27 protein-coding genes are annotated in these 25462 nt (G+C 35.4%); 26 read left to right on the forward strand and 1 reads right to left on the reverse strand.

Going from position 1 to position 25462, the window contains the following annotated elements; all coding sequences use genetic code 11:
* The first annotated feature begins 27 nt into the window (after positions 1–27).
* The 24 genes from V5E38_RS22020 to V5E38_RS22135 all read left to right on the forward strand — a co-directional run bounded on the left by V5E38_RS22020 (position 28) and on the right by V5E38_RS22135 (position 21336).
* Positions 28–1071: an L-threonylcarbamoyladenylate synthase gene (locus V5E38_RS22020; protein ID WP_499211451.1), complete on the forward strand. Its 1044-nt coding sequence runs from the start codon at positions 28–30 to the stop codon at positions 1069–1071.
* Positions 1072–1311: 240 nt separating this feature from the next.
* Positions 1312–1869 (forward strand): manganese efflux pump MntP, encoded by a 558-nt coding sequence (locus V5E38_RS22025; protein WP_499211452.1) that lies wholly within the window; start codon positions 1312–1314, stop codon positions 1867–1869.
* Positions 1870–1991: 122 nt separating this feature from the next.
* Positions 1992–2426, forward strand: coding sequence for a low molecular weight protein arginine phosphatase (locus tag V5E38_RS22030; RefSeq protein WP_499211453.1), 435 nt, complete (start codon positions 1992–1994; stop codon positions 2424–2426).
* Positions 2427–2557: 131 nt separating this feature from the next.
* On the forward strand, positions 2558–3007 hold the full coding sequence (rpiB, locus tag V5E38_RS22035) for an RpiB/LacA/LacB family sugar-phosphate isomerase (protein ID WP_499211454.1): 450 nt from the start codon (positions 2558–2560) through the stop codon (positions 3005–3007).
* An 84-nt stretch (positions 3008–3091) separates the two neighbouring features.
* Positions 3092–3658 (forward strand): DUF436 domain-containing protein, encoded by a 567-nt coding sequence (locus V5E38_RS22040; RefSeq protein ID WP_499211455.1) that lies wholly within the window; start codon positions 3092–3094, stop codon positions 3656–3658.
* A gap of 168 nt (positions 3659–3826) precedes the next feature.
* A complete protein-coding gene (glyA, locus tag V5E38_RS22045; RefSeq protein ID WP_141437770.1) occupies positions 3827–5068 on the forward strand; it encodes a serine hydroxymethyltransferase in 1242 nt (413 codons plus the stop codon).
* A 218-nt stretch (positions 5069–5286) separates the two neighbouring features.
* A complete protein-coding gene (locus V5E38_RS22050) occupies positions 5287–5805 on the forward strand; it encodes a DoxX family protein (protein ID WP_499211456.1) in 519 nt (172 codons plus the stop codon).
* Between the two features lie 271 nt (positions 5806–6076).
* The gene (upp, locus tag V5E38_RS22055; RefSeq protein ID WP_097974886.1) at positions 6077–6706 is read left to right on the forward strand and encodes a uracil phosphoribosyltransferase; all 630 of its coding nucleotides are present in this window, start codon (positions 6077–6079) and stop codon (positions 6704–6706) included.
* 237 nt (positions 6707–6943) lie between these two features.
* Positions 6944–7885 carry a sugar-binding transcriptional regulator gene (gene deoR / locus V5E38_RS22060; RefSeq protein ID WP_499211457.1) on the forward strand — a complete coding sequence of 314 codons (942 nt, stop codon included), beginning with the start codon at positions 6944–6946 and terminating at the stop codon, positions 7883–7885.
* A 230-nt stretch (positions 7886–8115) separates the two neighbouring features.
* The gene (gene deoC / locus V5E38_RS22065) at positions 8116–8781 is read left to right on the forward strand and encodes a 2-deoxyribose-5-phosphate aldolase (RefSeq protein WP_499211458.1); all 666 of its coding nucleotides are present in this window, start codon (positions 8116–8118) and stop codon (positions 8779–8781) included.
* A gap of 140 nt (positions 8782–8921) precedes the next feature.
* On the forward strand, positions 8922–9326 hold the full coding sequence (locus V5E38_RS22070; protein ID WP_097974891.1) for a cytidine deaminase: 405 nt from the start codon (positions 8922–8924) through the stop codon (positions 9324–9326).
* Positions 9327–9446: 120 nt separating this feature from the next.
* The gene (locus V5E38_RS22075) at positions 9447–10631 is read left to right on the forward strand and encodes a NupC/NupG family nucleoside CNT transporter (RefSeq protein ID WP_097974893.1); all 1185 of its coding nucleotides are present in this window, start codon (positions 9447–9449) and stop codon (positions 10629–10631) included.
* A 113-nt stretch (positions 10632–10744) separates the two neighbouring features.
* Positions 10745–11377 (forward strand): AmiS/UreI family transporter, encoded by a 633-nt coding sequence (locus tag V5E38_RS22080; RefSeq protein WP_499211459.1) that lies wholly within the window; start codon positions 10745–10747, stop codon positions 11375–11377.
* Between the two features lie 175 nt (positions 11378–11552).
* Positions 11553–13757 carry a S8/S53 family peptidase gene (locus V5E38_RS22085; RefSeq protein WP_499211460.1) on the forward strand — a complete coding sequence of 735 codons (2205 nt, stop codon included), beginning with the start codon at positions 11553–11555 and terminating at the stop codon, positions 13755–13757.
* A 261-nt stretch (positions 13758–14018) separates the two neighbouring features.
* The gene (locus V5E38_RS22090) at positions 14019–14243 is read left to right on the forward strand and encodes an AtpZ/AtpI family protein (protein WP_025568596.1); all 225 of its coding nucleotides are present in this window, start codon (positions 14019–14021) and stop codon (positions 14241–14243) included.
* Positions 14244–14247: 4 nt separating this feature from the next.
* Positions 14248–14628: an ATP synthase subunit I gene (locus V5E38_RS22095; RefSeq protein ID WP_025568597.1), complete on the forward strand. Its 381-nt coding sequence runs from the start codon at positions 14248–14250 to the stop codon at positions 14626–14628.
* 64 nt (positions 14629–14692) lie between these two features.
* On the forward strand, positions 14693–15364 hold the full coding sequence (atpB, locus tag V5E38_RS22100; RefSeq protein WP_420488148.1) for a F0F1 ATP synthase subunit A: 672 nt from the start codon (positions 14693–14695) through the stop codon (positions 15362–15364).
* Positions 15365–15444: 80 nt separating this feature from the next.
* Positions 15445–15660 (forward strand): F0F1 ATP synthase subunit C, encoded by a 216-nt coding sequence (atpE, locus tag V5E38_RS22105; protein ID WP_025568599.1) that lies wholly within the window; start codon positions 15445–15447, stop codon positions 15658–15660.
* Positions 15661–15865: 205 nt separating this feature from the next.
* Positions 15866–16369: a F0F1 ATP synthase subunit B gene (atpF, locus tag V5E38_RS22110; RefSeq protein WP_029715296.1), complete on the forward strand. Its 504-nt coding sequence runs from the start codon at positions 15866–15868 to the stop codon at positions 16367–16369.
* Positions 16366–16905, forward strand: a complete 540-nt coding sequence (locus V5E38_RS22115; protein ID WP_098233749.1) for a F0F1 ATP synthase subunit delta — start codon at positions 16366–16368, stop codon at positions 16903–16905. Before atpF ends, V5E38_RS22115 begins: the two co-directional genes overlap by 4 nt.
* Before the next feature lie 22 nt (positions 16906–16927).
* Positions 16928–18436 carry a F0F1 ATP synthase subunit alpha gene (atpA, locus tag V5E38_RS22120; protein WP_025568602.1) on the forward strand — a complete coding sequence of 503 codons (1509 nt, stop codon included), beginning with the start codon at positions 16928–16930 and terminating at the stop codon, positions 18434–18436.
* Positions 18437–18521: 85 nt separating this feature from the next.
* Positions 18522–19376 (forward strand): F0F1 ATP synthase subunit gamma, encoded by an 855-nt coding sequence (locus V5E38_RS22125; RefSeq protein WP_069033739.1) that lies wholly within the window; start codon positions 18522–18524, stop codon positions 19374–19376.
* A 63-nt stretch (positions 19377–19439) separates the two neighbouring features.
* A complete protein-coding gene (gene atpD / locus V5E38_RS22130; protein WP_025568604.1) occupies positions 19440–20852 on the forward strand; it encodes a F0F1 ATP synthase subunit beta in 1413 nt (470 codons plus the stop codon).
* Positions 20853–20934: 82 nt separating this feature from the next.
* Positions 20935–21336 carry a F0F1 ATP synthase subunit epsilon gene (locus V5E38_RS22135; protein WP_025568605.1) on the forward strand — a complete coding sequence of 134 codons (402 nt, stop codon included), beginning with the start codon at positions 20935–20937 and terminating at the stop codon, positions 21334–21336.
* Between the two features lie 717 nt (positions 21337–22053).
* On the opposite strand, the gene V5E38_RS22140 is transcribed toward V5E38_RS22135, so the two are convergent.
* Positions 22054–22674 (reverse strand): TetR/AcrR family transcriptional regulator, encoded by a 621-nt coding sequence (locus tag V5E38_RS22140; protein ID WP_499211461.1) that lies wholly within the window; start codon positions 22672–22674, stop codon positions 22054–22056.
* A gap of 226 nt (positions 22675–22900) precedes the next feature.
* Between V5E38_RS22140 and V5E38_RS22145 the strand changes: the two genes are divergently transcribed.
* Positions 22901–23545, forward strand: coding sequence for an HlyD family secretion protein (locus tag V5E38_RS22145; RefSeq protein WP_483295418.1), 645 nt, complete (start codon positions 22901–22903; stop codon positions 23543–23545).
* 12 nt (positions 23546–23557) lie between these two features.
* Positions 23558–25330, forward strand: coding sequence for an efflux MFS transporter permease (locus tag V5E38_RS22150; RefSeq protein WP_499211462.1), 1773 nt, complete (start codon positions 23558–23560; stop codon positions 25328–25330).
* Positions 25331–25462: the final 132 nt, after the last annotated feature.

The raw sequence follows: 25462 nt of genomic DNA on the forward strand, positions 1-25462 counted from the left end.
TATTCACTCTAGAGAGAGGTGCTACGGATGGAAACGAAAATATGGTATGTGGATAATCCTGTGAATAAAGAAGAAGTTTACCCACAGATTGTGGATGCAGCAAAAAAATTACAGTTAGGACAAGTTGTCGCTTTTCCAACAGAAACTGTTTATGGGTTAGGGGCAAACGCTCTTTCAGATGAAGCGGTTCAACGAATCTTCCAAGCAAAAGGTAGACCAAGTGATAATCCCCTTATTGTACATATTGCCAACAAAGAACAGTTAGATAATCTAGTTGAAGAAATTCCATTAGATGCAAAAAAACTAATGGATGCTTTTTGGCCAGGACCATTAACGTTAATTTTAAAAAGTAAAAAACATGTTTCAAAATATGTAACGGCAGGGTTATCCACTGTTGGAATAAGAATGCCTGATCATCCAGTTGCTCTAGCGTTAATTGAGGCTTGTAATTTGCCAATAGCAGCACCAAGCGCAAATACTTCAGGCAAGCCTAGTCCAACTTCTGCTAAGCATGTATTTGAAGATTTAAATGGACGAATTGTAGGCATTGTAGATGGTGGTAGTACAGGAGTCGGAGTGGAATCGACAGTTATTGACTGTTCCCAAGATATTTTTACAATATTAAGACCAGGTAGTATTACGCCAGAAATGATCAAAGAAATAATTCCTACGGTGGAAGTAGATCCAGCAACTATGAAGGAAAATGAAGCACCAAAATCACCAGGGATGAAATATAAACATTATGCACCAGATGCTCAAATGCATCTTGTAAATGGAAGTATTGAATTTATGCACAAACTTATACACAATTCTAAAACAGAAGGAAAAAGAGTAGGGATATTAACAACCGAAGAAAATGCAACCAAATATAATGCAGATGTTGTTCTTACATGTGGAAAACGTAGTGACTTATCAACCGTAGCGGCAGCATTATATGATTGTATTCGTCAATTTAATGAAGAACATGTTGATATCATTTATTGCGAAACTTTCCCTTATGAAGGAATTGGAATTGCCATTATGAATCGTCTGTGGAAAGCTTGTGGACATTCGGTTATACAGGAAAAATAATAGAACGGGTTTCTATTGTTTTCAGGTTAAAAAAGCCCAAAAAAATTGATTTTCAGACTGATTGCAAGCGCTTGTCTTTCGAGGCGCGAAGTTACCCTAAAGGGTAATGAGCACCGCAGACAGGCGAAGCAACGAAGAAAGCGAGCGTTTGGCGGGCAGTCTCGAAAAATTTTATTAATTTCCCTCATATCATTTCTAGGACGTGCATATCTTTTAATAGCAAGTCCTAGGGGGGAAAGCATGAGTAGCTCATTAATTAATGAACTAATTACATTAACTATTATGGGATCTGCGCTAGGTTTAGATGCATTCTCAGTTGGGTTAGGAATGGGAGTTATACAACTAAAATTTAAACAGATCATTAATATCGGCATTGTAATCGGACTCTTTCATGTAATAATGCCTTTATTAGGAATGATCATTGGATATGAGTTATCCGAAAATCTGGGACGATTTGCTGTATTGCTCGGCGGTTTTTTATTAATGGGAATAGGCTTTCACATGATTTATGCAACTTTATTTGGTAAAGAAGAAAATAAATATACACCGACAGGAGTAGGTTTACTTCTTTTTGCATTTAGTGTAAGTGTGGACAGCTTTTCGGTTGGAATTAGCTTAGGAACATTCGGTGCTAAAACATGGCTAACCATTTTATTATTTGGTATAATCAGTACAATTTTAACTTGGGCTGGATTACTATTAGGAAGAAGAGTAGAACAGGAACTCGGTAAATTTGGTGAACTATTAGGTGGTTCGTTCTTATTGATTTTCGGAATAAAACTATTATTTTTTTCTTAAAAGATACATACGGTGAATAAGAGCTAAGGATGGAGAAAATTGGAGACAATTGCCCCATCCTTTTATTTTTTAGTAAAATAGATAAAATAAAACGTTCAGATAAATGAGGGTGAGGAATTAAGATGGAAAATATATTATTTGTTTGTACCGGAAATACATGTAGAAGCCCAATGGCAGAAGCACTATTAAGACATCATGGTAATGAGCTCTATCAGGTCAAGTCTGCTGGAGTATTTGCTATGTCAGGCGACTCTGCTTCTCAAAATGCAATATTGGCACTAAAAAATAAAGGGATCGAAACAAATCATTCCTCTCAGCAAGTAAATGAAGATCTTTTGGAATGGTCTTCGAAAGTCTTATCAATGACATTGAGCCATAAACAAATGTTAGTTTCTAGGTTTCCTCAATATAAGGATAGAATCTTTACATTTTATGAATATATAAACGGTCAAGCTAAAGATATTTCTGACCCTTATGGAGGGTCATTAACAACTTATGAAAATACTTTGAGTGAATTAGAAGAGTTGGTAAAACAGATTGTACAAAAAACCAAATGAATATTAATTTAATCAGTGATTAGATGCTAATTAGATGCCCTAAATCTGAACATAATAGTGTAAGATAGAAATTGAAGTTAATTCAATACAAAAGAAAATTAAATCAAAGAGATCAATACGGGGGTTATCTAATGAAAGTAGCAATAGCATCTGATCATGGTGGATTAAATATTCGTCAAGAAATCATGAATTTAATGGATGAAATGGGTATTGAATACGAAGATTATGGTTGTGAATGTGGTACATCTGTAGACTACCCAGATTATGCATTCCCAGTTGCACAAAAAGTTGCAAATGGAGAAGTAGACCGTGGAATATTAATTTGTGGGACAGGAATTGGTATGTCAATTGCCGCAAATAAAGTTGAAGGCATTCGATGTGCATTAGTACATGATACTTTTAGTGCAAAAGCAACTCGTGAACATAATGATACGAATATTCTAGCTATGGGGGAACGAGTAATCGGACCTGGTTTGGCAAGAGACATTGCAAAAATATGGTTAACGACTGATTTTGAAGGCGGTCGACATGAAAATAGAGTAAACAAAATTAAAGACTATGAAAAAAATCAACAATTATAAAACCTAAAACGAAAAGCCGTTAATCCAAAACATAATGTGAAGATTATCGGCTTTTTTAATAATGGGTCGAAAGGAGCAAAACAAATGAATGAAGAGTTAAGGTTAGTTGCCGAGCAAATAAAATCATTATTAAACGAGCTAAATGATCATGTGAATTTTACAAGTGACCATGTTATAGTCATTGGATGTAGCACTAGTGAGGTTAGTGGACAAAGAATTGGAACTTCAGGAACAATAGAAGTAGCGGAAGTTTTATTTAATGAGATTAAGGCTTTTCAAGATGAAACAGGGGTACAATTAGCATTTCAATGCTGTGAACATTTGAACAGAGCACTAGTTGTTCAAAGCAAGACGGCAAAAAGTTTACAACTCGACGAAGTAACTGTGATACCAGTTCGTACTGCAGGAGGAGCTCTTGCTTCATTTGCATTTAGACATTTAGATCATGCAGTAATTGTTGAACACATTAAGGCGGATGCAGGGATTGATATTGGCGATACTCTAATCGGTATGCATTTAAAGCACGTGGCAGTTCCTTTAAGAACGAGTATTAAACAAGTTGGACAAGCTCATATAACGGCGGCAAAGACTCGTCCAAAGTTGATTGGTGGAGCACGTGCAGTTTACTCAATAGATGAAGACTTGAAATAAAGCGGTTTTTATTATTATAGAATTATTAAATGTTAGTTATTTGAAAGATATATCTTTCATTTTTAATGTAAAACATGGTAAAATAGAAAGGAATTCGGTCGTTTTATCGAATAATACAGTAAATTTATACTAGTAATGTTCGTGTTTTACAAAAAGGGGGATATAACTGTGGAAAATTTAAAAAAGCAAGATCCATCATTGTATGAGGCAATACAGTTAGAGTTAGGTAGACAACGTACTAAAATCGAGTTAATTGCTTCGGAAAACTTTGTAAGCGAAGCAGTAATGGAAGCCCAAGGTTCAGTATTAACGAATAAATATGCTGAAGGATATCCAAGCAAACGATACTATGGCGGTTGTGAATATGTTGATATCACAGAAAACATTGCAAGAGACCGTGCAAAAGAAATTTTCGGAGCAGAACACGTAAATGTTCAACCTCATTCAGGTGCTCAAGCGAATATGGCAGTTTATTTCACTATTTTAAAACATGGTGATACAGTATTAGGTATGAATTTATCACATGGTGGTCATTTAACTCACGGAAGTCCAGTAAACTTCAGTGGGGTACAATATAACTTCGTTGAGTATGGAGTAGATCCAGAAACTCAAGTAATTAACTATGAAGATGTATTAGAAAAAGCTAAAGCACATAAGCCTAAATTAATTGTAGCTGGTGCAAGTGCTTATCCAAGAGCAATTGACTTTAAAAAATTCAGAGAAATTGCAGATGAAGTTGGAGCTTACTTAATGGTTGATATGGCACATATCGCTGGTTTAGTAGCAACAGGTCTTCATCAAAATCCAGTTCCATATGCTGATTTTGTTACAACAACTACTCATAAAACATTACGTGGACCACGTGGTGGTATGATTTTATGTAAAGAAGAATTCGCAAAAGCGATTGATAAATCAATCTTCCCTGGAATTCAAGGTGGACCATTAATGCACGTAATTGCAGCAAAAGCTGTAGCATTTGGTGAAGCATTACAAGAGGATTTTAAAAATTACGCACAAGCGATCATCGATAACGCTGCTCGTTTAGCAGAAGGCTTAAAATCTCACGGCTTAAACCTAGTATCTGGTGGCACAGATAATCACTTAATTTTAATTGACGTTCGCTCATTAGAATTAACTGGTAAAGTTGCTGAGCACGTATTAGATGAGGTTGGTATCACATGTAACAAAAATACAATTCCATTTGATCCAGCAAGTCCATTTGTAACAAGTGGTATCCGTATCGGTACTGCTGCAGTAACTTCAAGAGGATTTACTCTAGAAGATATGGATGAAATTGCATCAATCATTGCTGAAACATTAAAAAACCACGAAAATCAAGAAGTACTAGAAGCATCTCGTAATCGAGTTAATGCTTTATCTAGTAAATACGAATTATATCCTACGTTTTAATAAATAAAGGTTAAAGTAAGCTATCTTTAGAACTGTATTTTCAACATTGAAGGTGCAGTAATACTAAAGATAGCTTTATTTTTTTTAAAGGTTTGTGAGGAAGCTCACAAAAAGTTCATTTAAGCTTGTGGAAAAATTCACATTAAACATTAGGAATGAAGTACAATAATTCATGTAAACAGCAATTAAAAATATTAACCAAACGGAGGCAAAAAATTATGTTTATTAATTTTTTAAGAACTAATAAAATTGCACCTGGTTTCTTAACTATTATTCGGCTTTATTTAGGATATGAGTGGATCCATGCAGGTTGGGGTAAGTTATCAGCTGGTGGATTCGATGCTTCAGGATTTTTAGGATTTGCAGTTAAAAGTGCTTCAGGAGAACATCCAGCAGTTCAAGGCTGGTGGGCAGACTTCCTTACAAACTTTGCAATACCAAACATCGACTTATTTAACTTTTTAGTTCCTATTGGGGAATTCGCAATTGGACTTGGACTTATTCTTGGCTGTTTTACAAAAACAGCAATGTTCTTTGGTTTAATGATGAACTTCGCATTTATGTTTAGTGGTACAACTAGCACAAATCCTCAAATGGTATTATTAGGAATTTTTATTATAATTGCAGGTTCAAATGCAGGACGTATCGGATTAGATCATTATATTAGCAAGTTTTTTAATAGAAAAACATCTTTCGCTCCAAAAGTACCAGATCATAATTTAAGTAAAGCATCTTAACTATACACACCAAAGAGGGAACCAATAGGTTCTCTCTTTGCGTATAAGATAAAAACTTCTCTGACTTTTAATAATGAGGAGGAGGAGTTTTTAATTCAAAATGGGTAAAAATAGTAATTAGATTAGTGAAAAAAGGAAATATTGAAGTTTGATTGTAAAAAGATCTAAATTAATTCTAAGTGATTGCATGATGTGGCTTGAATTATTTAACCGCTTTCGGTATTCTTTTTAAGAATAATAAATTAATAAGTATTTGCAAGGAGCGATAAAAGTGAGTAAAGTATACGTTTTTGATCATCCGTTAATTCAGCATAAAGTTTCTTTAATTCGTAAAAAAGACACTGGAACAAAAGAGTTTCGTGCACTAGTTGATGAGGTTGCAGGTTTAATGGCATTCGAAATCACACGCGATCTACCACTACAAGAAGTGGAAATCGAAACACCAGTAGCAACTGCAAAGTCAAAAGTTATTGCTGGTAAAAAATTAGGGATCGTACCAATTTTACGTGCAGGTTTAGGGATGGTTGATGGGTTCCTTCAATTAGTTCCTGCAGCTAAAGTTGGACATGTTGGATTATACCGCGATCCAGAGACTTTAAAACCGGTTGAATATTATGTTAAACTTCCTACGGATGTAGAAGAGCGTGACTTCATTGTGATTGATCCAATGCTTGCGACAGGTGGATCAGCAGTTGAAGCGATCAACTCTTTAAAAACACGAGGTGCTAAAAATATTAAGTTTATGTGCTTAATTGCAGCTCCAGAAGGTGTTGAAGTTTTACAAAAAGCACACCCAGATGTAGATATTTACATAGCTGCCCTTGATGAAAAATTAAACGATCATGGTTATATTGTTCCTGGTCTTGGCGACGCTGGAGATCGTTTATTCGGTACAAAGTAATTACATTTTAAAAGCTTTCCTAGCGTAGGAGAGCTTTTTTCACTTTTAAAAAGTATAAATTGGCAGCTAGGTAGCTTATTCGACGAAGTCACCAATTTTAGGAATTAAGTTTAAGTGCAACTACGCCTCTGCCTAAAAGGCTCGTCAGTCTACGAGTTTTCTTTATATTAAAAGGGATATAATAATTTAAAATTTGAACGTTGAAATAAGGATTGGTAAGTTAAAGGGGATTAGGGAATGTCACTCGAAAAACAAAGGTTAATAATAGATGCCGCAAGACTATACTATGATTCTGACTTTAGTCAACAAGAGATCGCGACACAATTAGGAATCTCTCGTCCAACTGTTTCAAGATTACTCCAACAGGCTAAGGAATTGGGATATGTACGCATTGAAATTATTGACCCCCTTGAAGGCAATCAAGATTTAGCCCGAGAGTTAAAGAAGAAATATAATTTACAATCTGTTGAGGTTTGCTATTCACCAATTGATGACTACAATGAAGTTTTGCAAACGATCACTAAAAAAGCTGCGGATGTGTTAGTAGATTTAGTCAATGATGGTGACGTTGTAGGAGTAACTTGGGGAACAACGATGTATCATATTGCAACGAAGTTAAGTAATAAACAAGTAAAGGGTGTAGAAGTAATTCAGCTAAACGGTGGAGTAAGTTATTCTAAAACGAATACTTATGCATCTGAAACGGTCAATTTGTTTGCCGAAGCATTTAACACCGTTCCAAGATATTTACCACTACCTGTTATATTTGATAATCCACAAGTAAAACAAATGGTTGAGGAAGATCGCCATATTGGTCGATTAATCGATTTGGGAAAACAATCAAATGTCGCAATTTTTACTGTAGGAACTGTTAAAAAAGATGCTCTGTTATTTAGAGTTGGCTACTTAAACGAGAAAGAAGAACAGGATTTACAAACATTTGCTGTAGGAGACATTTGCTCACGTTTTTTTGATAAAGAAGGAAATATTTATTCTGAACTTCTTAATCGACGAACGATTGGAATTGAGTTAGATGAGCTAAGAAGTAAAGAAAAGTCTATTTTAGTGGCAGGTGGAGAAAGAAAAATAAACGCTATTCACGGTGCTTTAATGGGTAAATATGCAAACGTATTAATAACTGATCAATTTACTGCAAAAAGATTGCTAGAGCAGGAATAAGCAAGAGAAAATCAGATATTTTTAAAATTAAAAAGGAGGCGTCTTTAGTGTCAGTTAATCTGACTTAAGAGATAGCCTTTTTTAAAATTTAATAGGAAAAAATATCCTTGAACATAAGTTCAATTTGTATTTTACAAAATTTCATAGCGATGTTATAGTATAGACATATTCAAAGTAACTTAGTAAATAAACATTTTTTTATAATAAAACCATTAAGGGAGCGACTATATATGAATTACGCAAAATTAGTAGATCACACATTATTACGAGCTGACGCAAAAAGAGAAGAAATTGCAAAACTAGCTGAAGAAGCAAAAGAGTTTAACTTTGCATCAGTTTGTATCAATCCTACTTGGGTTTCTTATGCAAGTGAATTATTAAAGGATTCTTCTGTAAAGGTTTGTACGGTTATTGGCTTCCCTCTAGGAGCAAACACTCCTGAAGTAAAAGCATTCGAAACTACAAACGCAATTGAAAATGGTGCTGAAGAAGTTGATATGGTTATCAATATTTCTGCATTAAAAGAAAAAAATGATGAATTAGTTGAAAGAGATGTACGTGCAGTTGTTGAAGCTGCTAAAGGTAAAGCTTTAGTAAAAGTAATTATTGAGACTTGTCTTTTAACTGATGAAGAAAAAGTTAGAGCATGTGAATTATCAGTTAAAGCTGGTGCTGACTTTGTAAAAACATCAACAGGATTCTCAACTGGTGGAGCAACTGTAGAAGACGTTGCATTAATGCGTAAAACTGTTGGGGAAAACGTTGGCGTTAAAGCTTCTGGTGGTGTTCGTAACTTAAAAGACGTAGAAAATGTAGTAGCTGCTGGTGCAAACCGTATCGGAACAAGTTCAGGTGTTAAAATTGTTCAAGGTGAAGAAGCTAACACAGCTTATTAATTTCAAAATAATTTTAAAATAAAAAAAAGTGAGTGAGTTATTGCTCTTTAGCTCTTACGTTGGTAATATGGTAAAGCGAAGACAAAACTCACACACTTTAATAAAGAATTACCTAACTTATTCGTTAAAGGGTGATAAATATGAATACAAAATCATTAATCAACGAAGCTTTAAAGGCTCGTGAAAACGCATACGCTCCTTACTCAAAGTTTAAAGTAGGTGCAGCAATTTTGTTGAATAACCAAACAGTCTACACAGGTTGTAATGTTGAAAATGCTTCTTATGGACTAACAAATTGTGCAGAAAGAACTGCTATATTTAGTGCAGTCGCTGCGGGTAACGGTTCAGCAAAGATCGAATCAATTGCAATAGTAGGGGATACTGAAGGCCCGATTTCACCATGTGGTGCATGTAGACAAGTTATCGCAGAATTTAGTGATGAAAATACAAAAGTATACTTAACTAACTTAAAAGGTGACATCGCTGAAACAACTGTTAAGGAATTACTTCCAGGGTCATTTAGTTCAAAAGATTTACAAGGTTAATCCTTGTCTGACATCTAACTTCTATATGATGTCTGACATCCAACAAATAAAAAGTTGTGTTCGTTTTGAAAGCGCTTATATTAAATAAAAATAAATTTATTGGATTTTCGGGGGAGAAACATGAAATATATTATAGCTCTTGTTGGATTACTAGTTGTTTTCGGTCTAGCTTTCATCGCTAGTAGTGATCGTAAAAACATTAAATATCGTCCAGTCGTAATCATGGTCGTTGTTCAAATCATTTTAGCGTTCTTATTATTAAATACAGAAGTAGGCTTAATTTTAATTAAAGGAATTTCTAACGGATTTGGAAAGTTATTAGAATATGCTGGTGAAGGCGTTAATTTCGTTTTTGGTGGAATGGCAAATGAAGGTGCTTTCCCATTCTTCACAGGAGTATTATTACCAATCGTATTTATTTCTGCATTAATTGGTATTTTACAATTCACAAAGATTTTACCGTTTTTTATTAAATACATTGGTTTAATCTTAAGTAAAATCAATGGTATGGGTAAATTAGAGTCTTACAATGCAGTAGCATCTGCAATTTTAGGACAATCTGAAGTTTTCATTTCAGTAAAAAAACAATTAGGTCATTTACCTAAAAATCGTTTATATACACTTTGTGCATCAGCAATGTCAACAGTATCTATGTCGATCGTAGGGGCATATATGACAATGGTTGAACCAAAATATGTAGTAACAGCAATTGTCTTAAACTTATTTGGTGGCTTTATTATTTCATCAATCATCAATCCGTACACTGTTTCAGCTGAAGAGGATATTTTAACGGTACAAGAAGAAGAAAAACAAACATTCTTCGAGATGCTTGGTGAGTATATTTTAGATGGTTTCAAAGTAGCAATCATCGTTGCAGCAATGTTAATTGGATTTGTTGCATTAATTGGTGCAATTAATAATATCTTTGATATGATTTTTGGAATCTCATTCCAAGGAATTTTAGGTTATGTATTTGCTCCATTCGCATTCATTATGGGTGTACCATTTAAAGAAGCGGTTGACGCAGGTAGTATTATGGCAACAAAACTTGTTTCAAATGAGTTCGTTGCAATGATGGATTTAGCAAAACATGGTAAAGAGTTCTCAACTCGTACATTAGGAATTGTGTCAGTATTCCTTGTGTCATTTGCTAACTTCTCATCAATTGGTATTATTGCAGGTGCGGTTAAAGGTTTACATGAAAAACAAGGTAATGTTGTCGCTCGTTTCGGTTTAAAATTATTATTTGGTGCAACATTAGTAAGTGTATTAACGGCGATTATCGTAGGGATCGTTTTAAAATAATTTAATCCAAGCGTTTGACTTAGATCAGGCGCTTGTATTTTTTTTCTAATCTTAAAGTAGGAGGGTTGAGTTAAAAAGTGAATTTTTAACAATTTTCTTTTTAACAAGTCACTATGGGAGCTGTAGGTTTACTTTTATCTGGTGCAACTCTGTTTTTAAATAGTCTTGTTTTATTAAATAAGGCGAATGCTAAAAGTGCAGCATTATTAAACTTATTTGTTGGTACTTTACAAATCGTTTTTCCTATCTACTTATTAATGCATTTAGGTGCTGGTAAGTGGGAATTATTTAATACGGCAAGTATTTTCTTTTTTGGTATTACTTATTTATATAATGGATTTACAAATCTTAAAGGTTTTAATGGAACAGGCTTAGGCTGGTTCTCTCTTTGGGTTTCCATCATGTCTGTCCTTTGGGCTTTCGTGAACTTCGCTATAATTCATGATGTAGTAGGCGGATTATTGTGGGTTATGTGGGCATATTTATGGTATCTATTCTTTGCTGGCCTAGTATTAGGTAAGAAAATAGAACGATATACAGGAATCGTTGCAATGATTCAATCTTGGACTACAATTACTCTTCCTGCATTTTTTATGCTTTTAGGGATTTGGCAGGAGACAGTAATTTTAAATGCATGGGTCGTAGTTTTAGGAGCATCCATATTGTATTTTGTGATCCATGAAGTGAAAGCGTATGTTACAAATAAAAAATTCCAGTTGTTTAACCAACCCGAATTAAAAAATTAATGATAATACTAAAAGACTAACTTTTTAAGGAAGCTTAATGCTTTACCTAGAGTTAGTCTTTTTTTATTTTGAAAACTTTGTAGGTTCTAGAGAAAATTACCTTTTTATACATGAATGAACGATTAGTGAGAAAGCTAAAAAGAAAATATCTTATATAAAGGAGAACCTGCATTGAATGAAAAATTACTTTCTTAAAATAATTATTTGTCTAGTTTTTTTACTAATTCCATTTAAAGAAGTTTATGTAAATGCACATGAACAACAAAAACAAGTTGCTTTAATTTCGATTAAAGATGGAATGATTACACAGGCCATAAAACATATTGCTGAACGTTTCCCAAATGTAACTGTAAGGCAACAATACACTGAGACGTACTATGGTTTTTCAGTATCGGGTTCTCTTGAAGAGTTATCACAGTTAGCTAAAATGCCGTTAGTAAAGGACATGCATTTTGTTACAACTTATAGAGCTCATTTGGAAGATAGCATCCCTTTTATTGGAGCTGACGAAGCTCAATTATATAAGGATCAAAGGGGAAGAAAGATTACGGGTGAAGGCGTTAAGGTAGGAGTAATCGATACTGGTGTAGATTACAGACATCCTGATTTGAAATCAAATTATGGTGGCGGGTACGATACGATTGATTTAGATAAAGACCCAATGGAAACTAAACTTGAAGAAAAAAGTACATTTCATGGTACTCATGTAGCTGGTGTAATAGCGGCTAATGGAAAAAGAAAAGGCGTTGCACCTAAGGCAACAATCTATGCATACCGTGCCCTTGGCCCTGGTGGCGTTGGTACATCTGAAACGGTTATGGCTGCAATTGAGCGAGCAGTGAAGGATAAAGTAGATATTATTAATTTATCACTTGGTAATGATGTCAACGGACCAGACTGGCCGACAAGTATTGCGTTAGATAAGGCAGTAGAGAAGGGGGTACTTGCAATTACAGCTGCAGGAAACTCTGGACCAGGACTATGGACTGTTGGTTCTCCTGCAACTGCATCAAAGGCTTTAACAGTTGGTGCGAGCTATCCTCCTGTTCTTTTCCCATCTATACATGTACAAAATAAAGAGACAATTATTAGTCCTATGATTGGATCTGCTAAATGGGGTAAAGGTTTAAATGGGCGATTTGTATTTAAGAAATATGGGGAAAAGCGTGATTTAAAAAGAGTGAAAGACAAAATAGTCTTGCTTGAAAGAGGAAAAATCACATTCACTGATAAAGTAAAAAATGCTCAAGATGCTGGTGCAAAAGCTGTTATTGTCTTTAATAATATTGATGGAAATTTCATCGGACAAATTAAAGGTAAATTTACTGTTCCAGCTGCGACTATTTCAAGAAAAGAAGGCTTAATGATTAAGAAGATCATTGAAAAAAGTAGAGTGGAAGCTAAAACTGGACATGAAAAGAAGGTAGATATTCTAGCGGATTTCAGCTCTAGAGGGCCAGTAACAGGTACTTGGCAAATGAAGCCTGATTTATTAGCTCCAGGTGTACAAATAAAAAGTACAATTCCCGGTGGGTATTTAGCACTTCAAGGAACGAGTATGGCAAGTCCACACGTTGCTGGAGCAGCTGCTCTAGTAAAACAATTGCACCCAGATTGGAGTATGGAGGATTTAAAAAGTGTGCTAGTCAATACAGCAACACCATTATATAAGAATAATAAAAAGATGTATCATGCGTACGAACAAGGGGCTGGAAGATTAGATATTGAAAAAGCACTAGAGACTGAGACAACATTATTCCCGACGTCTTTATCTTTAGGAGTAACAAGAAAAACAGATTTACAAGTTAAGAAAGATTTTGTCGTTAGAATATCTAATAAATCAAATATATCAAAACAAGTTACAGCTATAAATAATCAGCCAGCCACTGGAATACAATGGGTATTACCTAAGCCTTTTACTATTCCACCGCATACTAGCAAAAAGATTAATCTTACTGCAACAGTTGATACGAAGGTATTAAGAGATGGATTTTATGATGGGGCAATTACGTTTAGTACAAATGATGATGAAAATCTAAGAATGCCGTTTTTATTACTACAAGGAGAACCGAACTTTCCGTCAGTAATGGGATTTCACTTTGGAAGAGTAAAAGGAAAAAATCGCTATAAATATGAGCTCTATTTACCAAGTAAGGTTGAGGAATACAAAATTGCTGTTTTTGAATCAGAAACATTCCGTTTGTTAGGTGTTATTGATGAACAGGAGAATAGTAAAAGGGGGATTATCAAAAAGGAATTAGTTTTAAAGGACTTTCCAAAAAGCGGGATTTATAAGTTTGTGATCTTTTATAAACGTAAACAATATGAAAGTGCAACGGAATCTTACGTTAACGTCGCTAAAATTTATGTTGAAGACTAAAAATTGGTAAGTAATTTTTAATAGTTTTTTAATTTAGGTAATTGACACATTTTTGTAACATATTGTATGCTTAACATGAATGTTTAAAAGGGTTTTTATTGTATGTAAATACTATGTTATTAAAATTTTTTGAACGTTTTGTGAACAATTTGTGAACGTTTTCAATGTTTAGAGATTTTAGCAAATATTTGTTGTAGAATTAACCATGATAAGACTTTTGGCAATTTTTTGAGAATGAAAATTGACATGGAGGGATTTTGTATGAAAAACAACAATCAACATCCTCTTAAAGCAATGGCACTCATGTCTTCCATTCTAGCTCAGCTTGTCGGTTCTATTCTCATAGGCATCTTTTTAGGAAGATGGATTGATTCATTTTTTAATTGGCCAGTACCAGTATTTATGATCATCTTTTTACTGTTAGGATTATTTACTGGAATCTATGGCACGCTTAAATTAGTTAAGCAATTCACACCAGGGGACTAGTTACATGCAAAAAGATAATTTTAGACGATTCACACGAGATATGTTGTATATCATTGCTTTAGCAGTTTTGGGTTGGGCATTTACCGACTATAAAACAATATTCACAGGCTATATTCTCGGAACAGTAACTAGCTTTTATTGTATATGGATTCTTCACAGAAAGATAAATACCTTCTTTGACCGAGTTTTAAAGCAACAAAAAGTTCGATCTTTAGGTACTGTAATTTGTCTTTCAGCGGTGGCTCTAGCTATGGTCATCGCGCTTCGGTATGAAAATTTTGTGAGCATACCGGCACTAACTGCGGGACTAATGACAGGACATCTTGTCATTATGATACATTTTGCATTACAACAAACGTCTTTTGCAAGGAAGAGAGGTGAATAAATTGGAACACGGCACTTATGGTTTTAAATTTATTGGTTTAGATTTTACGTTAACAAATGTTCTAATGACAACCATTGCTGCAGTAATCGTTTTTATCATCGCAGTTACATGCGCAAGAAGTCTACAAATACGCCCATCAGGAAAGCAAAACTTTTTAGAGTGGGTTATAGATTTCGTTAAAGGCATTATCAACAGTACAATGGATTGGGAAACTGGTGGTCGCTTCCTTACACTAGGTGTGACATTACTTATGTACATATTTGTTTCAAATATGTTAGGTCTACCATTCGATATCTCATTCGATGGAAACTCAGTTTGGAAATCACCTACATCAGACCCAGTCATTACTTTATCATTAGCAATCTTTATAGTTGGTTTATCACATTATTATGGTATTAAGATGCGCGGTTTTGGAGCGTATGGTAAAACATTCTTCCAACCAATGCCATTCTTATTCCCATTAAAAATTATTGAGGAATTAGCAAACACATTAACGCTAGGTCTTCGACTTTACGGTAACATTTACGCGGGGGAAATCTTACTAGGTTTACTTGCAACAATGGGTACACATGCTTATGCAGCAAGCGCAGGAGAAGGCGTTCTTTGGACAATTGCAGCGGCAATACCAATGATCATATGGCAGGGATTCTCTGTATTTGTTGGTTCAATCCAAGCGTTTATCTTCGTAATGTTAACAATGGTTTACTTGTCACATAAAGTGGCGGACGAGCATTAATCTGCTCATTAAAATTGGTAGTTAGATAAAAATTATAAAAAAAAATATATTTCTTATGATTAAGAAGGAGGAAATTTAAAATGGCTTTAATCGCAGCGGCAATCGCAATAGGTTTAGGTGCACTAGGTGCAGGTATTGGTAACGGTTTAATTGTATCACGTACAGTAGAAGGTGTTGCTCGTCAACCAGAATTACGTTCAACTCTTCAAACTTTAATGTTCATCGGGGTTGCATTAGTTGAGGCACTTCCAATCATCGCGGTAGTTATCGCGTTCATGGCATTTGGTAAAGCTTAAGATTTATACAAGCAGTTAAAAAATGGCGAAGTTTGTGTTCACATTTACTTCGCCATTCCTTTATGGCACTTTTGTTGTAAAGATTGAATTTTGAAAGTAAAGCTAGGGTCGGTAAGAGTCCTAGGCTATGTTATAAAAAAGAAAAATTATTAAATGATACCCTCGAAGGGAGTGAAGGCTTGTGTTAAACGGTTCATTATTCGTAATCGGTGAAGCAAACGGACATGGTATACCTTGGGGCGATGTAGCGTTTCAATTAGTAATCTTCTTAATCCTACTTGCTTTATTACGTAAGTATGCATTAGGACCTGTAATGGGAATTATGAAACAACGTGAAGATCACATCGCTAATCAATTAGACTCAGCTGAGAAAAACAACGCTGATGCAATGAAACTAGTTGAAGAGCAAAAGCAAGAGTTAGTTGCTGCTCGAACTGAAGCTCGTGAGCTTCTTGAGAAAGCTAGAAAGCAAGCTGATGTACAACGTGAAGAAATCGTTGCAGCAGCAAAAGCAGAAGCTGAAAACTTGAAAGAAAGCGCTAAACGTGAAATTACGCGTGAAAAAGAGCTTGCAGTACAATCAGTTCAACAACAAGTTGCTTCATTATCTGTATTAATTGCTTCTAAAGTACTTGAAAAAGAAGTGAAGTCTGAAGACCAATCTGCTATTTTTGATCAATATCTTAAAGAAGTAGGCGAAGCTAAATGAGTAACGAATTAGTTGCAAAACGCTACGCAAACGCTCTTTTTGAATTAGCAACTGAACAAAACTTAGTAGAAACTGTTGAACATGACTTACAAGTAGTGAAAAAGGAGTATGTAGAAAACTTAGAATTAAATAAGTTTTTACAACATCCTGGTATCACAAAAGAAAGCAAAAAGTCTGTCTTAAATGACACGTTTGCTTCAATCTCTGAAACGGTATTAAATCTAGTATGCTTATTAGTTGATCGTGGACGAATGAGCACTATTTCTAACTTAGTAACTGAATATGTAAAAATTGCGAATGAAACTCGTAATATTGCAGATGCAACAGTTTACTCTGTGAAGGCAATGTCTTCTGAAGAACTAGATAAAATTGGAGCGTTATTCGCTTCTAAATTAGGTAAAAACTCAATACGTTTGAAAAACGAAATTGATCCATCTTTAATTGGTGGGTACAAAGTTCGTGTTGGAAACCGTATTTTTGACGGCAGTTTAAAAAATAAACTTGTTCGAATTGAACGTGAATTAATCGCAAAATAGTTTGTAGATAGGGGTGAAATGCATGAGCATCAAAGCTGAAGAAATCAGTGCGCTGATTAAAAAGCAAATCGAAAATTACCAAACTGAAATAGAAGTTAGTGATGTTGGTACAGTTATCCAAGTTGGTGACGGTATCGCTCGTGCTCATGGTCTTGACCAATGTATGTCTGGAGAACTAGTTGAGTTCTCTAACGGCGTTATGGGACTAGCACAAAACTTAGAAGAAAACAACGTAGGTATTATCATCTTAGGACCTTACACAGGCATTAAAGAAGGCGACGAAGTTCGTCGTACTGGACGCATCATGCAAGTTCCAGTTGGTGAAGCATTAGTAGGACGTGTAGTAAACTCATTAGGTTTACCAGTTGATGGTCTTGGCCCAATCGAAACAACTAAATCTCGTCCAATTGAAAACGCTGCTCCAGGCGTAATGGCACGTAAATCAGTACATGAGCCATTACAAACAGGTATCAAAGCGATCGACGCTCTTGTACCAATCGGACGTGGTCAACGTGAGTTAATCATCGGTGACCGTCAAACTGGTAAAACAGCTGTTGCTATCGATACAATCCTTAACCAAGCTGACCAAAACATGATCTGTATCTATGTTGCAATCGGTCAAAAAGAATCAACAGTTCGTGGACTTGTTGAAACTTTACGTAAGCATGGCGCATTAGATTACACAATCGTTGTAACTGCACCTGCTTCATCTCCAGCTCCAATGTTATACTTAGCTCCTTTCGCTGGTGTAACAATGGGTGAAGAGTTTATGTACAATGGTAAACACGTATTAGTAGTATACGATGATTTATCAAAACAAGCGGTAGCTTACCGTGAGCTTTCACTATTATTAAAACGTCCTCCAGGTCGTGAAGCATATCCAGGGGATGTATTCTACTTACACTCTCGCTTATTAGAGCGTGCAGCTAAGTTAAATGATGAATTAGGTGGCGGTTCATTAACTGCATTACCATTCATTGAAACACAAGCTGGTGATATCTCAGCTTATATTCCAACAAACGTAATCTCGATTACTGACGGACAAATCTTCTTACAGTCTGACTTATTCTTCTCTGGCGTACGTCCAGCGATCAATGCAGGTCTTTCTGTATCACGTGTTGGTGGTTCAGCGCAAACTAAGGCGATGAAATCAGTAGCAGGTACGCTACGTCTTGACTTAGCGTCATTCCGTGAGCTTGAAGCATTTGCTGCGTTCGGTTCAGACTTAGATAAAGCAACTCAAGCTAAACTTAACCGTGGTGCTCGTACAGTTGAAATCCTTAAACAAGGTTTACACAAACCATTAAAAGTAGAAAAACAAGTAACATCTTTATATGCATTAACACGTGGCCACTTAGACAGCGTAGCAGTTGAAGACATTACTCGTTTTGAAGAAGAAATGTTAGCTTGGATGGACGTAAACGCTAAAGGTCTTTTAGATGCTATTCGTGATACTGGTAAATTACCAAACGAAGCTGACCTTGACGCTGCAATCACAAGCTTTAAAAAGAACTTTATTGCTTCTAAATAAGAAGGCGATTTAAATATCTGGATTTGAAGGATCGGGCTTTAGCTCGTCCTTCATTTAACTGTTTACCAAAAGGTGGTGAAAACCTGTGGCATCATTACGCGATATAAAAACAAAAATTAATTCAACAAAAAAGACAAGCCAAATCACAAAAGCGATGGAGATGGTTTCTGCTGCGAAATTAAACCGTGCTGAGCAAAACTCTAAGCAATTCGTTCCTTACATGGAAAAAATGCAAGAGGTAGTTGGTAGCGTGGCAAAAGGTGTAAACAGTAGACATCCGATGCTAGTAACTCGTCCAGTTAAAAAGACTGGTTACATTGTCATCACTTCTGACCGTGGTTTAGCGGGTGCATTTAATAGTAACGTATTACGTGCGGTAACTAATACAATTAAAGAGCGTCATAAATCGAATGATGAATTTGCAATTATTGTACTAGGTCGAGTTGGACGTGACTACTTTAAGCGTTTAGGTTACCCAATCGTTGAAGAGGTTCTTGGACTTCCAGATCAACCTTCATTCGATGATATTCAAAAATTTGCTAATCGTACAGTTCAAATGTACACAGATGGCATTTTTGATGAGCTTTACTTATCATATAATCATTTCGTAAGTAAGATTTCTCAAGAAGTTACTGAGAAAAAGCTATTACCTTTAACAGATATTGACACAGGTAAGGCAACAACTAATTACGAATTTGAACCATCTGATGATGAAATCTTAGAAGTTTTACTGCCTCAATATGCAGAAAGCTTAATCTTTGGTGCATTATTAGACAGTAAAGCTAGTGAACACGCTTCACGTATGACAGCGATGAAAAGTGCAACTGATAATGCGAAAGAAGTTATTAGTAAGCTTACTCTTCACTATAACCGTGCGCGTCAAGCAGCAATTACACAAGAAATTACTGAAATCGTCGGTGGGGCAGCAGCACTTGGCTAATCTGCTTACAACGGCTATATAAATTGATCGGCTTTTAATGAAACAATGCTAGGAGGAAAAGCGATGAGCAATGGTATTATTACTCAGGTATTAGGTCCAGTAGTAGACGTAAAGTTCGAAAATGGCCAATTACCACAAATATATAATGCGTTACGTGTTCGTAAAGAAGCGGGCGATGCAAACGAAGTAAACATTGATTTAACATTAGAAGTTGCTCTTCACTTAGGTGACGATACTGTTCGTACAGTTGCAATGGCTTCAACTGATGGATTAGTACGTGGAATGGAAGCAGTTAACACAGGGAAACCAATTTCGGTTCCAGTTGGTGACGCTACATTAGGACGCGTATTCAATGTGTTAGGTGACAACATTGACTTAGACGAAGAACTTGGAGAAGACGTACGTCGTGACCCAATTCACCGTCAAGCACCTAAATTTGAAGAATTAACTACAAAAGTAGAAATCCTTGAAACTGGTATCAAAGTAGTAGACTTATTAGCTCCTTACATCAAAGGTGGTAAAATCGGTCTATTCGGTGGTGCGGGTGTAGGTAAAACTGTATTAATTCAAGAATTAATTAACAACATTGCACAAGAGCACGGCGGTATCTCAGTATTCGCTGGTGTAGGTGAGCGTACTCGTGAAGGTAACGACTTATACCACGAAATGAGCGACTCTGGCGTTATCAAGAAAACAGCGATGGTATTCGGACAAATGAACGAGCCACCTGGTGCACGTCAACGTGTTGCCTTAACTGGTTTAACAATGGCTGAATATTTCCGTGATGAGCAAGGACAAGACGTGTTATTCTTTATCGATAACATCTTCCGTTTCACTCAAGCAGGTTCTGAGGTTTCTGCCCTATTAGGTCGTATGCCTTCTGCGGTAGGTTACCAACCAACTCTTGCTACTGAAATGGGTCAATTACAAGAGCGTATCACTTCAACAAACAAAGGTTCTGTAACTTCGATTCAAGCGATTTACGTTCCTGCCGATGACTATACGGATCCAGCACCAGCTACAGCGTTCGCTCACTTAGATGCAACAACAAACTTAGAGCGTCGTTTATCTGAGATGGGTATTTACCCAGCGGTAGATCCATTAGCATCTACATCTCGTGCATTAAACCCTGAAATCGTTGGTGAAGAGCACTATGAAGTAGCTCGTCAAGTACAATCAACTTTACAACGTTATAGAGAACTTCAAGATATCATCGCAATCTTAGGTATGGATGAGTTATCAGAAGAAGATAAATTAGTCGTAGCTCGTGCTCGTCGTATTCAATTCTTCTTATCTCAAAACTTCCACGTTGCGGAGCAATTCACAGGACAAAAAGGTTCTTACGTACCAGTTAAAGAAACTGTTAGTGGATTCAAAGAGATCTTAGAAGGTAAATACGATACTCTTCCTGAAGATGCATTCCGTTTAGTTGGACGCATTGAAGAAGTAGTAGAAAAAGCAAAAACACTAGTATAATAATTGTCTAATCGACAGCTTGTTCATCATTCTAACTGAATGGACTTGATTAGCTCACGAAGCTAGACAGGAGGAGTTCACTATGAAGACAATGAAAGTCAGTATCGTCACTCCTAATGGACCGGCTTATGAAGGCGAAACAGAATTCGTTAGCACGAAAGCAACTAGCGGTGAGCTAGGTATTTTACCAGGACACATTTCAACTGTGGCACCGTTAGCAACAGCACCTGTTAAAATTAAATCACCAGCTGGAACAGATTACGTTGCAGTTAGTGGCGGATTCATTGAAATTCGACCTGAAGCCGTTACAATATTGGCTCAATCTGCTGAAGCATCAACTGAAATCGACGTTGAGCGTGCAGTAGAAGCAAAAAAACGTGCAGAAAAACGTCTACAAGAAAGACGCCCTGACACAGATATCAAACGTGCAGAACTTGCTTTACACAAAGCAATGAACCGTTTAAACGTAGCACAATATAAGTAATTAAAAAAAGAGCCCTTTTGGGGCTCTTTTTTTGTTGGGTTATTTTGGGGTGGGTGTTAGTAGAGTGATAAGGGTGCAATTATAGTCGGGGTGCTGCTATTAAAATCAAAGAAACTGCAATTAAGTACAATGAAAGTACAAATAAATAGGTTGAGCGTGCAAATAAATTTAAATGAGTAGCAAATAAACTGTAGGTGCAATTAAAATCGATGAAACTGCAATTAAAAATTGTAAAACTGCAAATTAAATTAATAAAACTGCAAATATAATCTGGTTACTGCAATTAAATTTTGTAAAACTACAATTAAAATTGAGATAACTTCAATTAAATCTACGAAAATTTTTAGACACAGAAAGAAATAAGGAGATTAGCTAAACAGTTAATAAAGAAACATCAGCTTTTAGATCAAAATATATTAGATAAGTACAATATTGTTAAAAATGATCTACTAACTGGTGTAATTTGTATTAATTGTTATCAGTTTTTAATGGTTCGAGATAAAGGGAATTGGATTTGCAAGAATTGCTTATATGTTTCAAAAGTAGCACATATTAATGCTTTAGTTGATTACTTTTTGTTAGTTGGAAACTCGAATAATAATAAACAAGTTAGAGACTTTCTCCATATACCCTCTATCTACAACGCTTCAAGACTCCTACGCAAACTAAACCTACCATCATTAGGTACAACGACGAGCTGTCACAGCAATCCTCTTTTTAGTTTGATTCCAATCCCGCTGTTGTTAAAACACCATTTCTTGAGATTTTTAAAAGGTATTCTGCCATGTGTTTTTTTGTGTATGGCATGTCATTTTCAACCCAAAATGAAATTACGCTGAGAGTTGCGCCTGATATATAACTTACTAGTAGGTCACCTGGGACAAGGTATTTATTCTTTTTTGGTTGTATGAATGCAATGCCTTTTTCGAATGTTGTTGATAATACTTCGTAAAGTCTTCTTCTAAAAATATTTGGTCCTTGTCGTTTTAGGAGGACTTTGTAGAAGTAACTGTTTTTTTCGATATGTTCAAATAGATGGAAGTATGATTTTAAAGCCATTTCATCGAGTGAGTTTGGGTTTCCGTCATACATACCAAAATCTACATTCTTCATTGCGCTGTCCAAATCAACTAGTTTTTCTCTAACGATTTGGCGGACCATTTGGTATTTGTCTTCGTAGTGACTGTAAAAGGTTGCTCTGTTGACATTTGCTTTTTTAGTTATGTCTTGTACACTGATCGCTTCGAATTCTTTATCTGCTAATAGCGTAATTAATGCATCTTGTAAAAGTTGTCTAGTTCGAATCACACGGGGGTCAAGATTATTTTTTATGCTCATTTTTAAACTCCTTTATTAAATTACTTTAAGAAATTAAACAGTTTGTAATAGTAGTGTTGCTTAAACAACAAATTTTAAATTATTAACGGTTGAGTACGTTTATAAATCAATTATAATTAAAAACTATGAGAAGTAAAACGACAACGTGTTGCTTTACTTTTGTTACCTATATAGAGAAACGATTAAAAATTTAGGAGGAATTTTATTTATGGGGAACATGAAGAAAATGGTGTTTGTTAACATAATTACTTTAATCATATTAGTTGCAGGTGGATTTGCTGGTTATTACTATTATGATCAATCAACAAATTATATAAAAACGGATAATGCAAAAATAGATGGGCAACAAATTGTTATTTCATCTCCTGCAGCTGGTAAGCTTGAGTCATGGTCAGGTACATTCGGAAAAACATTTTCACCAAATGAATCAATCGGGAAAGTTTTAACAGCGCCTCAAACAGCTGGAGATACTGCACATGAAGTATCAGTTTCAGTGCCAACAAATGCTACGATTGTTCAAGCAAATGCAATTAAAGATCAATTAGTTGGAACAGGTTCAACTCTTGGTTATGCATATAACTTAGATAATCTTTGGGTTACTGCAAATATTAAAGAAACTGAAGTAGAAGATGTGAAAAAAGGTCAAGTGGTTGATGTGTATGTTGATGCATATCCAGATACAACTTTAACAGGTACTGTGGAATTTGTTGGATTAACAACTGCAAATACATTTAGTTTATTACCTTCTGGAAACTCTAATGCAAACTATACGAAAGTTGAGCAGGTTGTACCTGTAAGAATTGCTTTAGATCATAATAAGTCATTTGAAATTGTTCCAGGAATGAATGCTTCTGTTCGTATCCATAAGTAAGGAGGAATTTCAATGTCAACAGGAATGATCATTGCATATGGAGGGTTTTGCTTAATTGTTTTCTTTGTTATTAATCGAATCGTATTAAGAAATAAAGAAAATGACCTAAAAATAGATAAAAGAGAAGAAATGGTCCAAACGGAAGAACCAAATAAAATAGAAAAAACTGAAGAAAATCAAAATAAATCAGTTCCATCAGAGTCAAGTGAAAAACAGAGCTTTAGCATGGGAAAAGTTTTGACAGTTCTATTACTAGGCATGTTCGTGTCTATATTAAATCAGACATTAATAAATGTTGCCTTACCGAAGTTAATGGCAGATTTTAATGTAACGACTTCGACTGCCCAATGGTTATCTACTGGTTTTATGTTAGTGAATGGTATTTTAATTCCGGTCAGTGCCTACTTAGTTGATACATTTACTTATCGAAAATTATTTATCTTTTCGATGATTGCCTTTACAATCGGTTCAATTATTTGTGCTTTATCAGGAAACTTCCCGGTTATGATGGCAGGTCGCGTAGTTCAAGCTGTCGGGGCTGGTATTTTAATGCCGCTTGGTATGAATATCTTTATGACGATCTTCCCACCTGAAAAGCGTGGGGCAGCAATGGGATTGATGGGGATTGCAATGATTCTAGCGCCAGCTATTGGTCCTACAATAACTGGTTATGTAGTTCAAGATTATTCTTGGCATTTCTTATTTTACGGAATGGCTGTGTTAGGTGTCATTTCAATCATTTTGTCTAATGCTTGGTTTCATATTTCACGTAAACGTTCATTCCCAACTTTAGATATTTGGGGAGTAATAAGCTCGTCACTAGGGTTCGGAAGTTTATTATATGGATTCAGTGAAGCTGGTAATAAAGGTTGGGGTAGCACTGAAGTAGTTCTTTCTTTAGTAATTGCTTGTATCAGTTTAGGTTTATTTGTGTGGAGAGAATTAACTGCTAAACAACCATTAATAAATTTAAAAGTATTTAAATCTTTTTCGTTTACTTACACATTATTAATTAACTTAATTGTTACGACTGCTTTATACGGAGGGATGATTTTACTACCTCTTTATTTGCAAAACATTCGCGGGTTTACACCAATTAAAGCAGGATTATTATTACTTCCTGGTTCATTAATAATGGGTGCTCTTGGACCACTTACAGGTAAGTTATTCGATAAATATGGTATTCGTCCTTTAGCCATTTTTGGTTTACTTATTATGACTTATACAACTTATGAGTTCACTAAATTGTCTATTGATACACCGTATTTAAAAATTATGTTTTTCTATACTTTACGTTCATTCGGTATGTCATTTATTATGATGCCAATTATGACTGCTGGTTTAAATAAGTTATCTCTTAAGATGATTTCTCATGGTACTGCAACTCAAAATACACTACGACAAGTTGCAGGTTCAGTAGGTACAGCAGTCCTTGTTACAATTATGACGACTCAGACGACTAATCACATGGCAGACTTCTCAAATGAAATAACGTCAACGAATCCGTTCATTATGGATTGGGTTCATCAAACAGGCGCACAGTTAGCTGGTGCAGCTGGAGTAACCCCTTCTCAAGGTGGAGCTTTAGCAGTTACAACACTTTATAGCCAGGCGTCTAAATTAGCATCTATTAATGGAATCAATGATGCATTTATCTTTGCAACTGCATTGTCTGGTATTGCATTAGTACTTTCATTCTTTATGGGAAGTACAAAAAGTAGAAAGTTTGCACAACCTAAATCTAAAAATCAAAATAAGCAGTCTTCAGAAACGATTGCATCTTAAAAAAAAGCCAGTTCATGATTTTGAACTGGTTTTTTTTTCGACAGTTATCACTATTTTTTAATTTGTGGGAATTGTGAATAACTTTCTGTGGATTTGTGGATAACTCTTATACTGATATATAATTTTAGTAAC

Origin of the sequence: Rossellomorea sp. GAMAL-10_SWC, assembly GCF_049568075.1 — a bacterium.
GTDB lineage: Bacteria > Bacillota > Bacilli > Bacillales > Bacillaceae_G > Gottfriedia.

Coding starts and splice junctions, on each gene's coding strand:
- V5E38_RS22020 (WP_499211451.1), top strand. CDS start 28: ATGGAAACGAAAATATGGTATGTGGATAATCCTGTGAATAAAGAAGAA.
- V5E38_RS22025 (WP_499211452.1), top strand. CDS start 1,312: ATGAGTAGCTCATTAATTAATGAACTAATTACATTAACTATTATGGGA.
- V5E38_RS22030 (WP_499211453.1), top strand. CDS start 1,992: ATGGAAAATATATTATTTGTTTGTACCGGAAATACATGTAGAAGCCCA.
- rpiB (WP_499211454.1), top strand. CDS start 2,558: ATGAAAGTAGCAATAGCATCTGATCATGGTGGATTAAATATTCGTCAA.
- V5E38_RS22040 (WP_499211455.1), top strand. CDS start 3,092: ATGAATGAAGAGTTAAGGTTAGTTGCCGAGCAAATAAAATCATTATTA.
- V5E38_RS22050 (WP_499211456.1), top strand. CDS start 5,287: ATGTTTATTAATTTTTTAAGAACTAATAAAATTGCACCTGGTTTCTTA.
- deoR (WP_499211457.1), top strand. CDS start 6,944: ATGTCACTCGAAAAACAAAGGTTAATAATAGATGCCGCAAGACTATAC.
- deoC (WP_499211458.1), top strand. CDS start 8,116: ATGAATTACGCAAAATTAGTAGATCACACATTATTACGAGCTGACGCA.
- V5E38_RS22070 (WP_097974891.1), top strand. CDS start 8,922: ATGAATACAAAATCATTAATCAACGAAGCTTTAAAGGCTCGTGAAAAC.
- V5E38_RS22075 (WP_097974893.1), top strand. CDS start 9,447: ATGAAATATATTATAGCTCTTGTTGGATTACTAGTTGTTTTCGGTCTA.
- V5E38_RS22080 (WP_499211459.1), top strand. CDS start 10,745: ATGGGAGCTGTAGGTTTACTTTTATCTGGTGCAACTCTGTTTTTAAAT.
- V5E38_RS22085 (WP_499211460.1), top strand. CDS start 11,553: ATGAAAAATTACTTTCTTAAAATAATTATTTGTCTAGTTTTTTTACTA.
- V5E38_RS22090 (WP_025568596.1), top strand. CDS start 14,019: ATGAAAAACAACAATCAACATCCTCTTAAAGCAATGGCACTCATGTCT.
- V5E38_RS22095 (WP_025568597.1), top strand. CDS start 14,248: ATGCAAAAAGATAATTTTAGACGATTCACACGAGATATGTTGTATATC.
- atpB (WP_420488148.1), top strand. CDS start 14,693: ATGACAACCATTGCTGCAGTAATCGTTTTTATCATCGCAGTTACATGC.
- atpE (WP_025568599.1), top strand. CDS start 15,445: ATGGCTTTAATCGCAGCGGCAATCGCAATAGGTTTAGGTGCACTAGGT.
- V5E38_RS22115 (WP_098233749.1), top strand. CDS start 16,366: ATGAGTAACGAATTAGTTGCAAAACGCTACGCAAACGCTCTTTTTGAA.
- atpA (WP_025568602.1), top strand. CDS start 16,928: ATGAGCATCAAAGCTGAAGAAATCAGTGCGCTGATTAAAAAGCAAATC.
- atpD (WP_025568604.1), top strand. CDS start 19,440: ATGAGCAATGGTATTATTACTCAGGTATTAGGTCCAGTAGTAGACGTA.
- V5E38_RS22135 (WP_025568605.1), top strand. CDS start 20,935: ATGAAGACAATGAAAGTCAGTATCGTCACTCCTAATGGACCGGCTTAT.
- V5E38_RS22140 (WP_499211461.1), bottom strand. CDS start 22,674: ATGAGCATAAAAAATAATCTTGACCCCCGTGTGATTCGAACTAGACAA.
- V5E38_RS22145 (WP_483295418.1), top strand. CDS start 22,901: ATGGTGTTTGTTAACATAATTACTTTAATCATATTAGTTGCAGGTGGA.
- V5E38_RS22150 (WP_499211462.1), top strand. CDS start 23,558: ATGTCAACAGGAATGATCATTGCATATGGAGGGTTTTGCTTAATTGTT.